The 12,185-nt window shown below is 71.2% G+C and carries 15 protein-coding genes and 2 tRNA genes; 6 read left to right on the plus strand and 11 right to left on the minus strand.

Annotated features, from left to right (window positions below; all coding sequences use genetic code 11):
- Positions 1–54: 54 nt before the first annotated feature.
- From EDF48_RS04790 to EDF48_RS04810, 5 genes are all read right to left on the minus strand, one after another.
- Entirely contained in the window at positions 55–399 is a 345-nt protein-coding gene (locus tag EDF48_RS04790) for a metallopeptidase family protein (protein ID WP_123341128.1), read from the minus strand.
- A 124-nt stretch (positions 400–523) separates the two neighbouring features.
- A tRNA-His gene (locus tag EDF48_RS04795) sits at positions 524–599 on the minus strand.
- A 75-nt stretch (positions 600–674) separates the two neighbouring features.
- On the minus strand, positions 675–1,313 hold the full coding sequence (gene orn / locus EDF48_RS04800) for an oligoribonuclease (protein WP_123938892.1): 639 nt from the start codon (positions 1,311–1,313) through the stop codon (positions 675–677).
- 772 nt (positions 1,314–2,085) lie between these two features.
- Positions 2,086–3,327 (minus strand): MFS transporter, encoded by a 1,242-nt coding sequence (locus tag EDF48_RS04805; RefSeq protein WP_131878453.1) that lies wholly within the window; start codon positions 3,325–3,327, stop codon positions 2,086–2,088.
- The gene (locus tag EDF48_RS04810; RefSeq protein ID WP_131878455.1) at positions 3,324–3,764 is read right to left on the minus strand and encodes a MarR family transcriptional regulator; all 441 of its coding nucleotides are present in this window, start codon (positions 3,762–3,764) and stop codon (positions 3,324–3,326) included. The genes EDF48_RS04805 and EDF48_RS04810 overlap by 4 nt, the downstream gene beginning before the upstream one ends.
- 81 nt (positions 3,765–3,845) lie before the next feature.
- Here EDF48_RS04810 and EDF48_RS04815 point away from each other — a divergent pair, with 81 nt between their 5' ends.
- Entirely contained in the window at positions 3,846–4,136 is a 291-nt protein-coding gene (locus tag EDF48_RS04815) for an oligoribonuclease (RefSeq protein WP_111086801.1), read from the plus strand.
- A gap of 29 nt (positions 4,137–4,165) precedes the next feature.
- A complete protein-coding gene (locus tag EDF48_RS04820; protein WP_131878457.1) occupies positions 4,166–4,426 on the plus strand; it encodes a thioredoxin family protein in 261 nt (86 codons plus the stop codon).
- Here EDF48_RS04820 and EDF48_RS04825 read toward each other — a convergent pair.
- From EDF48_RS04825 to EDF48_RS04835, 3 genes are read right to left on the minus strand one after another with little or no spacing between them, the layout of a single operon-like run.
- Positions 4,370–5,938 carry a DUF6716 putative glycosyltransferase gene (locus tag EDF48_RS04825; protein WP_131878459.1) on the minus strand — a complete coding sequence of 523 codons (1,569 nt, stop codon included), beginning with the start codon at positions 5,936–5,938 and terminating at the stop codon, positions 4,370–4,372. The genes EDF48_RS04820 and EDF48_RS04825 overlap by 57 nt on opposite strands.
- Positions 5,935–6,807: an N-acetylneuraminate synthase family protein gene (locus EDF48_RS04830; protein WP_123294011.1), complete on the minus strand. Its 873-nt coding sequence runs from the start codon at positions 6,805–6,807 to the stop codon at positions 5,935–5,937. Before EDF48_RS04830 ends, EDF48_RS04825 begins: the two co-directional genes overlap by 4 nt.
- The gene (locus EDF48_RS04835) at positions 6,804–7,583 is read right to left on the minus strand and encodes an acylneuraminate cytidylyltransferase family protein (protein WP_131878461.1); all 780 of its coding nucleotides are present in this window, start codon (positions 7,581–7,583) and stop codon (positions 6,804–6,806) included. The genes EDF48_RS04830 and EDF48_RS04835 overlap by 4 nt, the downstream gene beginning before the upstream one ends.
- A gap of 112 nt (positions 7,584–7,695) precedes the next feature.
- On the opposite strand from EDF48_RS04835, the gene EDF48_RS04840 reads away from it, so the two are divergent.
- A tRNA-Arg gene (locus tag EDF48_RS04840) sits at positions 7,696–7,768 on the plus strand.
- An 82-nt stretch (positions 7,769–7,850) separates the two neighbouring features.
- On the opposite strand, the gene EDF48_RS04845 is transcribed toward EDF48_RS04840, so the two are convergent.
- Positions 7,851–9,188 (minus strand): hypothetical protein, encoded by a 1,338-nt coding sequence (locus tag EDF48_RS04845; RefSeq protein WP_131878463.1) that lies wholly within the window; start codon positions 9,186–9,188, stop codon positions 7,851–7,853.
- An 89-nt stretch (positions 9,189–9,277) separates the two neighbouring features.
- Positions 9,278–9,544: a hypothetical protein gene (locus EDF48_RS04850; RefSeq protein WP_111086795.1), complete on the minus strand. Its 267-nt coding sequence runs from the start codon at positions 9,542–9,544 to the stop codon at positions 9,278–9,280.
- A 158-nt stretch (positions 9,545–9,702) separates the two neighbouring features.
- Between EDF48_RS04850 and msrA the strand changes: the two genes are divergently transcribed.
- From msrA to EDF48_RS04865, 3 genes are all read left to right on the plus strand, one after another.
- Positions 9,703–10,230 (plus strand): peptide-methionine (S)-S-oxide reductase MsrA, encoded by a 528-nt coding sequence (gene msrA / locus EDF48_RS04855; protein ID WP_123294007.1) that lies wholly within the window; start codon positions 9,703–9,705, stop codon positions 10,228–10,230.
- A 37-nt stretch (positions 10,231–10,267) separates the two neighbouring features.
- The gene (locus tag EDF48_RS04860; protein ID WP_123294006.1) at positions 10,268–10,471 is read left to right on the plus strand and encodes a methyltransferase; all 204 of its coding nucleotides are present in this window, start codon (positions 10,268–10,270) and stop codon (positions 10,469–10,471) included.
- Between the two features lie 123 nt (positions 10,472–10,594).
- Positions 10,595–11,260, plus strand: coding sequence for a single-stranded DNA-binding protein (locus tag EDF48_RS04865; protein WP_131878465.1), 666 nt, complete (start codon positions 10,595–10,597; stop codon positions 11,258–11,260).
- Between the two features lie 57 nt (positions 11,261–11,317).
- On the opposite strand, the gene EDF48_RS04870 is transcribed toward EDF48_RS04865, so the two are convergent.
- Positions 11,318–12,043 (minus strand): hypothetical protein, encoded by a 726-nt coding sequence (locus tag EDF48_RS04870; RefSeq protein WP_123938884.1) that lies wholly within the window; start codon positions 12,041–12,043, stop codon positions 11,318–11,320.
- Positions 12,044–12,185 lie beyond the last annotated feature (142 nt).

Here is a 12,185-nt window from a genome sequence, read left to right on the forward strand (position 1 = left end):
GCTGAGCCCGAAACTCGGGTGCCGGGTGCCGGGTGCCGGGTGCCGGTCGGGCGCCTACGCCCAGCCGAGCTCGTGCAGGCGCTCGTCGTCGATGCCGTAGAAGTGCCCGATCTCGTGCACGAGGGTGGTGTGCACCTCGTCCTTGAGCTCCTCGACGGTGTCGCACTCGGCCAGGTGCTGCTTGCGGAAGACGACGATCCGATCGGGTAGCTCACCGAAGCCGTACTGCCCGCGCTCGGTCGCCGCGATGCCGTCGTACACACCGAAGAGCTCTTCGCCGTTCTCCGGTTCGTCCTCGACGACGAACACCACGTTGTCGAGCCCGTCGACCATCTCGTCGGGGAGCAGGTCGAGTTCGTCGGTCACGAGCTGCTCGAAGTCGTCGGCGGACATCTCCATCACGCAGGGATCGTCCCACACCGCCCTGACCGCTCGCGGCGAAGCCGCACGGCGCCGGAGGCGTCCAGACAAACACTGAGGGAGAGCCCCGGTTGCGTCACACGCAACAGGACTCTCCCTCGACTGGGGTGAATAACGGGTCTCGAACCCGCGACCTCCTAGACCACAACCAGGCGCTCTACCAACTGAGCTATATCCACCATGCACACACCGGCGGACCGGCGCGACCACTCAATAGTAGTACATGCTGCGGGCGGTGCCGACCACCCGTGTCGTCACTCGGCCGCAGGCTGGGTCAGGCGCGGTTCCCACTTCTCGACGACCTCGGCCTGGACGGCACGCACCTCGTCGGTGGTCGGCCCCGGCTCGGCGACGAAGCCCGCGCGGCGGTAGTACTCGAGCTCGCGGATCGACTCGAGGATGTCCGCGAGGGCCCGGTGCCCGCCGTGCTTCTCCGGCGAGTTGAAGTACACGCGCGGGAACCAGCGGCGGCAGAGCTCCTTGATGCTCGACACGTCGACGCTGCGGTAGTGCAGGTGGCCGTCGACGCGGGGCATGTACTTGGACAGGAACGCGCGGTCGGTGCCGATGGTGTTGCCGGCCAGGGGAGCGGTGCCCTCGGCCGGGACGTGCTCGAGGATGTACTCGAGCACCTGGTACTCGGCGTCCGCCAGGCTGACGCCGTTCGGGATCTCCTCGATGAGTCCCGACGTGACGTGCATGTTCGTCACGAACTCGTTCATGTTGTCGAGCGCGGACTGGTCCGGCTTGATCACGATGTCGAATCCGGGGTGCACGGGCTCGAGGTCGAAGTCGGTGATGACCACGGCCACCTCGACGAGTTCGTCGACCTCGAGGTCGAGGCCGGTCATCTCGCAGTCGATCCAGACGAGGCGGTCATTCGCGGTTGCCATGTGCACGATCCTATTCCCGGCCCGCGCGCGCCCCGTGCGCAGGTGGTGCGCGGCCGGTGCGCGGCCGCGTCCGCGGCTGGTGCGCGCTGGTGCGCGGTCGCGTCCCCGAACCCGCGAGCGGGCGAAATACCCGTGTCGCGTCGCGAGGCACCCTGGTGTTTCGCCCGCTCGCGGGCGCGGCGGTGCCGGAGGTGCGTGAGGCGGTGGTGATGACGGCCTGGAGGCCCGGTGCCGGTCCGCCGGGCGCGTGTCGGGCCTCCCGGCTGGTCGCGTCCAGCGCGCGCACCGCGAGCGGGCGAAATGCCGGGGTTGCGCGGCGGGGTGGCGGGGTATTTCGCCCGCTCGGCGAGACGCTCGGGAGGGGGCTGCGCTCCGGCCACTCCGCGCTTCCGCGAGCGGGCGGAATGCCACGGCCACGGCGGGAGGCACCCGGGCATTTCGCCCGCTCGCGGAGGCGGAGGCGGAGGCGGAGGCGGGCGCACGCCGGGTGGTGACTGCCTGGAGGCCCGGTGGCGGTCCGTCGGACTGGCGCCGCGCCTCCAGGCTGGTCGCGCCCAGTGCGCAGAGCGCGAGCGGGCGAAATACCCGGGACGCGTCCGGAGACACCCGGGTGTTTCGCCCGCTCGCGGACAGCTGGGCGGACGACGGCAAGCGGACGTGGTCGCGCCCAGTGCGCACAGCGCGAGCGGGCGAAATGCCCGGGCCGCGTCTGGAGGCACCCGGGTGTTTCGCCCGCTCGCGCAGGAGGGGGGCGGGGCGGGAAGGTGTGCGGCTAGGACATCTCGCCCGCGCCGATGGCCTCGGCCTCGACGCGCTCCGGCTCGGCACCGTCGTCCACGCGGCGCAGGACCTTCGTGGTGCAGAGGATGACGACGAACGCGACGGCGACGGACGCTCCGGCGAAGACGTACGCGGCCGAGGGGGCGTACGCGTCGGCGAGCAGGGTCGCGACGGGCGGGGCGATGGCGCCGCCGATGAAGCGGACGGCCGAGTACGCGCTCGAGGCGACCGAGCGGGGCAGGTCCGTGGCCTCCATGACGCACTCCGTGAGCACCGTGTTCAGCACACCGAGCACGAGTCCACCGATGATGACGCAGATGATGAGGCCGACCTGCGAGTCCACGACGACGGCCGCGGCGAAGAGGTCGAGTGCCAGCAGGGGCAGCGCGATCTTCAGCACCGTCGTCCTGCGGAGACGGGCGGTGAGCATCGGGGCGACCCAGACGGAGGTGATCGCGAGACCGAGCCCCCAGCCGAAGAACGTGAAGCCGATCCCGAGCGCACCGAAGCCGAGCGGGAACGGCGTGTAGGCGAGCAGGACGAAGAAGCCGATGTTGTAGAAGAGCGCGGTCGCGGCGAGTGCGGCGAGTGCGGGACGGCCGAGGGCGCGGAACGGCGCCGAGAGCTTCGTGGGCGTGGGCTTCTCGAGGCTGCCGGTCTTGAGGAGCGCCACGATCGCGATGAACGCGACGGCCATCAGCGTGGTGACACCGAAGAACGGGCCGCGCCAGCTCACCGACCCGAGCAGGCCGCCGACGAGTGGGCCGACGGCGATGCCGAGGCCGAGCGCTGCCTCGTACAGGATGATCGCCGAGGCGGTCCCGCCCGACGCTGCACCGACGATGGTCGCCAGGGCGGTGGAGATGAAGAGCGCGTTGCCGAGGCCCCATCCGGCACGGAAGTCGATGATGCTCCACACGCTGTTCGACGTCGCGGCGAGGACCGAGAACACGACGATGAGCGCCAGACCGATGAGCAGGGTGCGCTTCGCGCCGATGCGGCTCGAGACCCAGCTCGTGAAGAACATCGCGACGCCGGTGACGGCCAGGTAGCTCGTGAAGAGCAGCTCGGTCTGCGCCGGGGTCGCCTTGAGCGATCCAGCGATCGCGGGGAGGATCGGGTCGACGAGGCCGATGCCCATGAAGGCGACGACGCAGGCGAAGGCGATCGCCCAGACCGCTGAGGACTGCTTGAGGATGGAGCCGGACTGGCCGGCAGGTGCGTGGGCGTTCACGCGGTGGTCTCCGTTCTGGTGGTCGTGCGCTGGGCGATCAGGACGGACGCGTGGTGCAGCACGTCCCAGTCGTCGTCGGTGAGGTCGGCGAACAACGGGCCGGCCGTGTCGGTGAGCGTGGCGCGCCAGGCGGTGAGCCGGGCGCGGCCCGCGTCGGTGATCTCGATGAGCTGGCCACGGGAGTCGTCGGGGTCGACGCTCCGCGTGACCAGGCCGTCGGCGAGCATGCCCGTGACGAGCCGGGTCATCGTGGGCTGCGCCACGCGCGAGGCCGCAGCGAGTTCACCGAGCCGGAGCGGCTCGTCGGACTCGAGGATGCCGAGCGTGCGCCAGACCGCGGCCGACGTGGTGTTACCCGTCGACTGCGCGGCGCTGCGGATCAGGCGGTTGACGGAGACGAGGAGCGTCTCGATCGTCTGCGCACGCGTTGTTTCCATAGCTGAACTATATAGCGATGCTATGCATTGCGCAACAGGCCGCACCAGGCCGCAACAGGCACCGCCTGGTAGAAGGGACGCATGAGCGACATCACCATCCACGAAGGCGACGAGTACACCGCGATCTTCCACGGCGGACCCTTCGACGGCACGACCGACACCCGCACCGCGACGAGCGACGCGCTGGACGACGAGGTCACGGTGTTCGCCGACGTCGAGGGCCTGCAGACGGCCTTCACCTACCGCGCCACCAAGTCCCGTCAGGTCCTCGACCAGACCTCGGTCGAGTTCACCTACGAGCCGGGGGAGTCCGACCCGGTGGACGACCTCGCCGACCGTGGCGACCGCAGCGGCGAGTTCGACCGGGAGTAGAACCCCGCGCCGCCGCGTTGCACGGTCACATGCAGCTCGACCTCTGGACGTCCGCCTTCTGTGCGCCGTGCGCCGCCGCCCGCCGGGTGTCGGCCGAGGCGTCGGCGCTCGTCCCCGGGCTCGCCATGACCGAACGCGACGTGGCGTCGTACCCCGATGACGCAGAGGACCTCGGCATCCGTTCCACGCCCACGATCATCGTGCGGCGGGAGGACGGGGCCGAGGTCTTCCGTTCACCCGGGGTCCCTACCCGCGACCAGCTCCTGCTGGCGATCGCCAAGGCCCTCTGACCCGGCTGCGCCCGCCGCGCTGCCGGCGGCCGCCACGCGCTCGCCGCCCGCGCCGCCCGCCACGCGCTGCGACGTCGGCGCCGCGACCACGACCGGCTCCGGCGGGTCGACCAGCGCCCTGGCCTTCCGCGCCAGCCGCTTCGTCGTCCGGATCGGCGCCCCGATCAGGAGCGCGAGCCAGCCCAGCGCTGAGCGATCCGCTCCGCCCAGGGCGTTCTTCCGCTCCCAGGCCCGGCGCAGCACCCCGCCTCGGCTGCGGCGTGCGGGTTCCCGGTCGACGAGCGTCCCGGCGTCCCGCCGCGCCATGAGCTCGGTGAGCCGGCGCTGCCAGTCGTCGTCCGAGGCCGGGTGGAAGTAGTTGTCCTGCATCCAGCTCGGTCGGACCGTGCCGAACCGGCCGTCCACCAGGTCGACCGAGTCGCCCTCGAGGCCGCTCGACACGAACACCTCGTTGATGAGGTGGCGGCCGATGCCGAAGTCCGTCAGCGTCAGCGCCGGCACACCACGTGCGGCCGCTTCGAGTACCGCCGTCGAGCTGATCGTCACGAGGGCCACCGCACGGTCGAGGTGTTCGGCCATCGGCCCGCTCTCGACCACCAGGTTCGCCGGTGCGTCGGCCGGCACGAGGTCGGGGTAGGGGTGTTCCTCGCGGTGCGTCTGGTGTTCGCCGGCGGCCGCGCGGGTCTTGATCACGACGCGCCACTCCGGGTGCTGCCGTGCGGTCGCGACGAGCCACTCCACGACGAGGGCCCGGTCGACGCGCTCCAGCGGGACGCTCGGCTGGGCAGCGAAGACGACGGCGTCGCGGACGGGCTCATCGGGCGCGCCGGTGCTGGCGCTGGCGGGCGCGCCCGTGCTGGCGCTCGCAGTCGCGCCCGTGCTGGCGCTGGCGCTCGCGCTCCGGACGAAGGGCAGGGTGGCGAGCGCGAAGTGCGGCTCGACACCGCCCTCGATCGCCATCTCCTCGTACGCCCGCACCTCGCGGTGGCTGTGCAGCACGAACAGGTCGGCCCGCGCACGGAAGAAGATGCCCTTCCACTTCGCCGGGAACGAGATGCCCGGCAGGCCGGACACCAGCACCGGCCGGTCCGGGATCCGGCGGTGCACCTCGTCGATGACGAGTTCGGCGACCGGGCCGATCAGGGACACGAGGACGGCGTCGGGCGGATCGACGCGGAGCTCCTCGACGACGGCATCGACGTCCTTCGGCGACGGCGGAGCCGTCCGCAGGTGCGCGAGTCGTGCGTCGAGCCCGCGGAACGCCGAGCGCAGCTGCTTCGCGCTGGCCGAACGCGGCGTCGCGACGGTCCGCAGGTCGAGGTCCCAGCCGGCCGGTGCCGCCGCGAGCAGGTGGGCGCCCCACTTGGCGAACGAGTCGGTGTCGACCAGGGCGACCACACGTCGGCCGCGGGGTGACGGGCCGGACGGGAGGCGCGCCTCCCGTCCGACGGTCGACGCACCCCCGTCAGCCGGCACGTCCAGGGCGCCGGTCTCGTCGACCGGGCCGCTCACGCGCCGACGCGGCGCAGCTTGGCGAGCGGCGCCCGCTCGCCGGGGAAGATCCGCTTCACCCCGTCACCGAGCGCGGTCTCGATGATCCGGATGTCCCGCGCCAGGGTCTTCAGGCCGTGCGGCTCGAGCGAGGCCGCGTGGTCCGAGCCCCACATCGTGCGGTCGAGCGTGATGTGCCGTTCGACCGCGGTGGCGCCGAGGGCGACGGCGGCGATCGAGATCTGCAGGCCCGGCTCGTGGCCGGAGTACCCGACGGGCACGCCCGAGTACCGGTGCGCGAGGGTGTCGATCATGCGCAGGTTGGCCTCCTCGGCGGGGAGCGGGTACGTCGACGTGGCGTGCATGAGCACGAGGCGGTCGGTTCCGAGGGCGTCGACGGCGGCGTCGATCTGCTCGAGCGTCGACATGCCCGTCGACAGGATGACGGGCTTGCCGGTCGCGGCGACGGCGGCGAGCATCCCGAGGTCGGTCACCGACGCCGAGGCGATCTTGTACGCGACGACGTTGAGGTCCTCGAGGAAGTCCACCGACGGCTCGTCCCAGGGCGAGGCGAACCAGTCCAGGCCGCGCAGCGTCGCGTGGTCGCCGATCTCGATGTACTGGTCGCGGTCGAACTCGACGCGGTAGCGGTACTCCAGGTAGGTCATCTCGCCCCACGGGGTGCTGCGGGGCGTGTTCTTCATGTGCTCGGGCGTGGAGATGGCCGGGGTGCGCTTCTGGAACTTGACGGCCTGCAGTCCGGCGTCGGCGGCGACGTCGATGAGCTGCTTGGCGATGTCGACGTCACCGTTGTGGTTGAGGCCGATCTCGCCGATGAGGTACGCGGGGTGGCCCGCGCCGATCGTGGACGTGCCGATGGTGACGGTCATGGTGCTCCGTTCAGTGCGGGGGCTGCCCGCGTCGGGGATGGGTCGTGGTCCGGGATCTGGGGAGCGACGGCGTCGGCTGTGGCGTCGGCTGCGATTTCGGCCGTGGCGTCGGCCGCGATCAGGTCGGTCTCGTCGTCGATGTCGATCGCGCCGGCGGGGTCGACGGCGATGAGCTCGACGCGGCCGTGGAAGCGGTGCCGGTGCTGCCGGAAGCCGTCGGTCCGCATGACGTACGAGGCGCCGGTCTCGCGGTACTCGGCCGCGCGGTCCTGGCGACGCGGACGGGTGGCCGCGTCGTGGTTCACGGCGACGGCGGAACCGTCGTCGACGATGCGCCACAGGAACGCGTGCGACGGCGCTGCGGCGAACACGACGTCGGCGTGCCCCTCTGCGACGCGCCGGATCGCCGTGTCGAGGTCGTCCGGGTCGATGAACGGCGAGGTCGCCTGCAGGAACACCAGGACCTCGGGCAGCGCATCGCCGGCGGCCTCGAGTTCGTCGAGCACGTGGAGCAGCGCGGACTCCGATGACGCCTGGTCGCCCGCGAGGTCGGCCGGCCGTCGGACCACGTCGGCACCGGCGGCGCGGGCCTCGGCGGCGATGGCGTCACCGTCGGTCGTGACGACCACGGCGTCGATCAGTGCTGCGCTGCGTGCCGACTCCACTGCCCGACGGACGAGCGATCGACCTCCGACCGTCCGGAGGTTCTTGCCCGGGATGCCCTTCGAGCCGGCGCGTGCGGGGACGACGGCGAGGACGGTGGCAGAGGAGTGCATCCCCCGCACGGTACGAAGCACGGGTGTCCCGGAGGCGAACTGTGGGCAGACGACGGCCGAACCGTTCCGGAACCGCTCGAGCGGCGGGTCCCGGTTAGAATCGACGTCGCTCGCCTCCGTAGCTCAGTGGATAGAGCAGGTGGTTTCTACCCACCGTGCCGCGGGTTCGATTCCTGCCGGGGGCACGACGCGAACGGGCCGCCATCCGATCGGATGGCGGCCCGTTGCTCGTTCGTGGGGGTGCTGGGTGCTGGGTGTCCGTGCCCGTTACTCGTCGTCGTCCGCGGCGCGGCGACGGAGTTCGGAGGCGCTGATCGGCTGCGTGTACGGCGCCTCGGACGTCTCGCTCGCGTCGGTGGGCTCTGCCGGGGCCTGGGTGATGCGGGTCGGGATCGACGTCGTGTTCGTCGTGCCCGGCGTCTCGACCTTCGGAGCCGGAGCGGACGCCGGGGTCGTCGGTGCACCCGGGGTGGTCGGTGTCCCCGGGTTCGTCGGGACGTCGTTGGCGGGCGTCCGGTTGACGTGGGCGTCGGCCGAGGTCGGCGCAGGTGTCGCGACGGTGGACGGTGCGGGACGGTCGGTGCCGCGGGCCGGGGTCACCCGGTCGGAGGTCACCCGGTCGGTGTCGCCGAAGGCCTTGGTGACGGCGTCGTCGTCCACCACCTCGGTGTCGTCGGTGCCGCGGCTCGGGGTCGAGCGTGCGGGTGACGTGGGGGTTCCGAGTGCCGGGCGCACGGGCGGTGCGGCGTCGTCGCCGTAGACGCGGGTGGTGTTCTCGCCGTACGAGCGGGTGGCGTTGGCGTCCGACCCACCGCGGTTCACCGAGAACCCGGGTCCTGCGGCGGGAGCGGCGGCAGCGGGGGCGGCAGCTGCGGCAGTGGGAGTGCCACCGGCGGGCGCCGACCCGGCGTTGGCCGGGGCCGACGGCGCGGAGGCGGGCGTGGTTCCCGGACGCTGTGCCGGACGCAGGGAAGTCGTCGTCGGCGTCGGGCGCTCGACGGGAGCCGCCGGGGCGGGAGCAGCCTGGGTCGGGGTCTGCGGTCGGGCGGCGCCGTTCTGGTCGGCGTTCCAGTCCTGCTGGCGCTTGATCAGATCGGCGTCCGGGTCAGGGGACTCGAACTTCCAGCGCTCGAGGTCGGCCTTGAAGAGCTTGCGTGCGCGGCCCGGACGGGCCTGCCACTCGAGCAGGCGGTCGCGGAACTCGGCGAGCGACTGGTCAGCCTGGAAGCTGAAGGTCGACGAGTTCTTCTTGATGTCGGCGATCTCGTGCTGCGCCCAGCTGGCGGCGAGGGGCGCACCCTGCACGGGGAGCAACCGGAGCCGGATGTCGGCGTCCTCCGCCAGGTGGTCCGCGTAGCCGCGTTCGTCGTGCCCGAGCGAGCCCCAGGCAGCGGCCTTGCGCGCCGCGGAGATGATCGCCGCGACGGCGGCGTTCTTCGACTCGCGCTCCTGCAGGGCGACGACCCGCTTGGTCGCACCCCGTCCGATGAGTGCCGCGATGACGCCGGCGACGACGATGGCGACGAAGGGGATCACGGCACCCGAGATCACCCGCCACCCGTCGTCGGACGAAGTCCAGTCGGTCAGGTCGTTCCACCAGTCCATGCGCGCACCATACTCACGAAACGGTCAGGCCCCGGGGAGGACGAACGGCGTTCCGCGCATCCGACCCGAGATGATTCCAATCTGGAACATCATGACCAACGAAGGCAGTCCACGGCGTCGTCGGCGGACCACACGTTCGGCAGCTCGACGAACCGACGCTCGGTGGCGACGTAGCGACGGGCGCGGTAGGCGGTGTCACCGGCGACGTCGATGCGGTCGACGTAGCCGACGATCTCGCCGTTGGCTCGGGTCACGCGGCTCAGGTCATCGCGGACGTCGAGGATGCGGTAGTCGCCGCGCGACCGGGAGAGCGGGACGGTGCGGATCCGCAGTGCGGGTTCGGTCGTGGTCTGCATCGTGGCCTCCTGGTCGGTGTGGTCTCGACGCTACGGGCCACGACCGACACGCCGGGGCTCTGTCGACGCATCGTGGACGGCGGGACGAGCGGTGCGTGCTGTGGAGGGGGTGTCCCCTGTCCAACCCCGCACGGATGTCGGGGAGGTAGGTTGTGGCCATGACCACATTCGTGCTCGCAGGTGGGTGTTTCTGGTGTCTCGATGCCGTGTACCGCACGCTCCAGGGCGTGCAGGACGTGGAGTCCGGCTACATCGGCGGTCGGGTGGAGAACCCGTCGTACGAGTTGGTGTGCACGGGCTCGACCGGTCACGCCGAGGCCGTCGCGGTTACCTTCGACGAGACGGTGATCCCGGCCGAGGTCATCCTCGACGTCTTCTTCACGCTGCACGACCCGCGGCAGCTGAACCGGCAGGGCGCTGACGTCGGCACGCAGTACCGCTCGGCGATGTTCCCGGCGGACGACGCGCAGCGCGCGCTCTTCGAGCAGGCGATCCAGCGCGCATCCGACATCTGGGACGGCGGGATCGTCACCACGATCGAGCCGCTCACGACGTTCTACGCGGCGGAGGAGTACCACCAGGACTTCTTCGCGAAGAACCCCGGTCAGGGCTACTGCCTCGCAGTGGCGCTGCCGAAGGTGAACAAGGTCCGCAAGGCCTACAGTCAGTACATCCTGGCGTCCTGATCCTCGGGCGTCGGGGCCACGAGGAGGTGGTCGAACGATGACGAACAACACCGGGACCTGGGTCGCGATCGGTCCGGCGGGTGCGGTGGGCAGCATCCACCGTGCCGCGGACGGCTTCCAGGTCGAGCTCTACGGACGAGGGCGCGCCGGCGGGCTCTACCCGTCGCTCGAGTCGGCGAAGGGCGCGGTCCACGCTGCGCTCGGCCCGCTCGCGGCGCGGCCCGAGTTCCGAGCGCACTAGCGGTCCAGGGCCGGACAGGAGGCCCGGGGGACTCGTCCTCCACGGGTCGCCTGATCGGGTCCACTCGCCACAGATCGAGCCCGGGGCTGCTTCGACAGCCCCGGGCTCGATGACGATCGACGCATGAACGACATCATCACCGTCTGCGGAATCGTCGCCACGGAACCCCGTCACCTCGTCACCGAGACCGGCATCGCCATCACGAGCCTCCGGCTCGCCTCACCGTCACGTCGATGGGACCGGGCCAGCGCGGCCTGGGTCAACGGTGCGACCAACTGGTACACCGTCACCGCGTTCCGCTCCCTCGCGTCGAACGTGTTCAAGTCCCTGAAGAAGGGCGACCGCATCGTCGTCTCCGGCCGCGTCCGGATCCGCACCTGGGAGCGCGACGGCCGGGGCGGTACGTCGGTCGAGATCGACGCCGACGGCATCGGGCACGACCTGGCGTGGGGCATCAGCAACTGGGTCCGGGTGCCGCGGCAGGTGAACGACACGACGTCGGGGCACGGCGGGGTGCGGGGCGTCGATCCCCGGACCGGCGAGGTGCACGGCGGCGGGCTGGGCGCCGCTCCTGCGCTCGACGGTCAGGCGCACGAGCACGATTCCGACCACGGGGGCGTGCCCGACCGCGAAGACGAGGACGAGGACGAGGACGAGTCCGGGAGCGACCACCGGCTCGACCACGCGGACCCGGTCGGGCCGTCAGAGCGCATGCTCGAACAGGACGGCGCCGCGTTCGACCCCGACGCGCCGGACCACGACGCGCCCCTCGACCGGGTCGCGGCGTGAACCGGGCTGCGGCGTGAACCGGGCCGCCGCGTGAACCGGGTCAGACGCGCCGGACGGTCACCACTTCTGCGCGATCATCGCGATGCCGGACACCTGCTCGGTGTCCCAGTTCCCACCGCGCGGCAACCCGGCGACCCGGCCGTCGATCTTGAAGGTCGCACCCTGGATCCGCGGCTTGTTCGTCTGCGTCGCCTTCAGCCCGCGGAACGAGAAGCTCGTGTTCCACGTGCCGTTCAGGCCGGTCTGGCCCTTCCGGTCGCCGACGGTGATGCGCGTGTTCTGCACGGTCGAGTGCACGACGTCGCCGTTGAGTCGGGCGTTCGCCTCGGCGTTGAAGAACAGCCGGCCGTCCAGGTTGAGCTTGAGGGTGCCGATCGTCTTGTGGTTCACGATCATCGTCGCGACGTCGTTCTTGTACCAGCGCATCCCGATCGGCGTGAGCTTGTTCGTCGCCGGACCGAGGTAGCCGTAGGTGAACTTGCCGTTCTGCACGCGCTCCCAGATGTAGCGCGGCTTGCCCTTGCTCTCGGGGGACCCCTTGTCCGACTGGATGCCGAAGGAGTAGGCGTTGTTGTGGGCGTCGTGGACGTTGATGTACGACGAGTAGCCCGTGCCGGACCCGTTGGCGCTGATGCTCGCCGTGTAGAGCAGGTACGGGTTCCCCTTCGGGACGGCACCGGCGGCCGATGCCGGCGCGGCCGGTGCGACGAGGGCGACGGTGAGCGCGATCGCTCCGACGAAGGGGAGCGCGAGTCGGCGCAGTCGTGTGGCGTGCCTGGTCATGGTTGTCATCCCGTCCGTGATCCTGGATCGGTCCGCGTCGTGGTGAGCGACGGTCCCCGAGGTGGTTGGCGAGGACAACCTACGTCGTCGCCAGGGATCCCGACAGACCCCCGTCCCGCCGGTTGCGCGAAGCGGCGATCCC

Source organism: Curtobacterium sp. PhB191 (assembly GCF_004346515.1).
Classification (GTDB): domain Bacteria; phylum Actinomycetota; class Actinomycetes; order Actinomycetales; family Microbacteriaceae; genus Curtobacterium.

Excerpts from the sequence above, each read along its gene's own strand:
- EDF48_RS04860 (WP_123294006.1), top strand. The coding sequence starts at position 10,268 with ATGACGAACAACACCGGGACCTGGGTCGCGATCGGTCCGGCGGGTGCG.
- EDF48_RS04815 (WP_111086801.1), top strand. The coding sequence starts at position 3,846 with ATGAGCGACATCACCATCCACGAAGGCGACGAGTACACCGCGATCTTC.
- EDF48_RS04865 (WP_131878465.1), top strand. The coding sequence starts at position 10,595 with ATGAACGACATCATCACCGTCTGCGGAATCGTCGCCACGGAACCCCGT.
- EDF48_RS04830 (WP_123294011.1), bottom strand. The coding sequence starts at position 6,807 with ATGACCGTCACCATCGGCACGTCCACGATCGGCGCGGGCCACCCCGCG.
- orn (WP_123938892.1), bottom strand. The coding sequence starts at position 1,313 with ATGGCAACCGCGAATGACCGCCTCGTCTGGATCGACTGCGAGATGACC.
- EDF48_RS04810 (WP_131878455.1), bottom strand. The coding sequence starts at position 3,764 with ATGGAAACAACGCGTGCGCAGACGATCGAGACGCTCCTCGTCTCCGTC.
- EDF48_RS04790 (WP_123341128.1), bottom strand. The coding sequence starts at position 399 with ATGGAGATGTCCGCCGACGACTTCGAGCAGCTCGTGACCGACGAACTC.
- EDF48_RS04870 (WP_123938884.1), bottom strand. The coding sequence starts at position 12,043 with ATGACCAGGCACGCCACACGACTGCGCCGACTCGCGCTCCCCTTCGTC.
- EDF48_RS04845 (WP_131878463.1), bottom strand. The coding sequence starts at position 9,188 with ATGGACTGGTGGAACGACCTGACCGACTGGACTTCGTCCGACGACGGG.
- EDF48_RS04835 (WP_131878461.1), bottom strand. The coding sequence starts at position 7,583 with ATGCACTCCTCTGCCACCGTCCTCGCCGTCGTCCCCGCACGCGCCGGC.
- msrA (WP_123294007.1), top strand. The coding sequence starts at position 9,703 with ATGACCACATTCGTGCTCGCAGGTGGGTGTTTCTGGTGTCTCGATGCC.
- EDF48_RS04820 (WP_131878457.1), top strand. The coding sequence starts at position 4,166 with ATGCAGCTCGACCTCTGGACGTCCGCCTTCTGTGCGCCGTGCGCCGCC.
- EDF48_RS04850 (WP_111086795.1), bottom strand. The coding sequence starts at position 9,544 with ATGCAGACCACGACCGAACCCGCACTGCGGATCCGCACCGTCCCGCTC.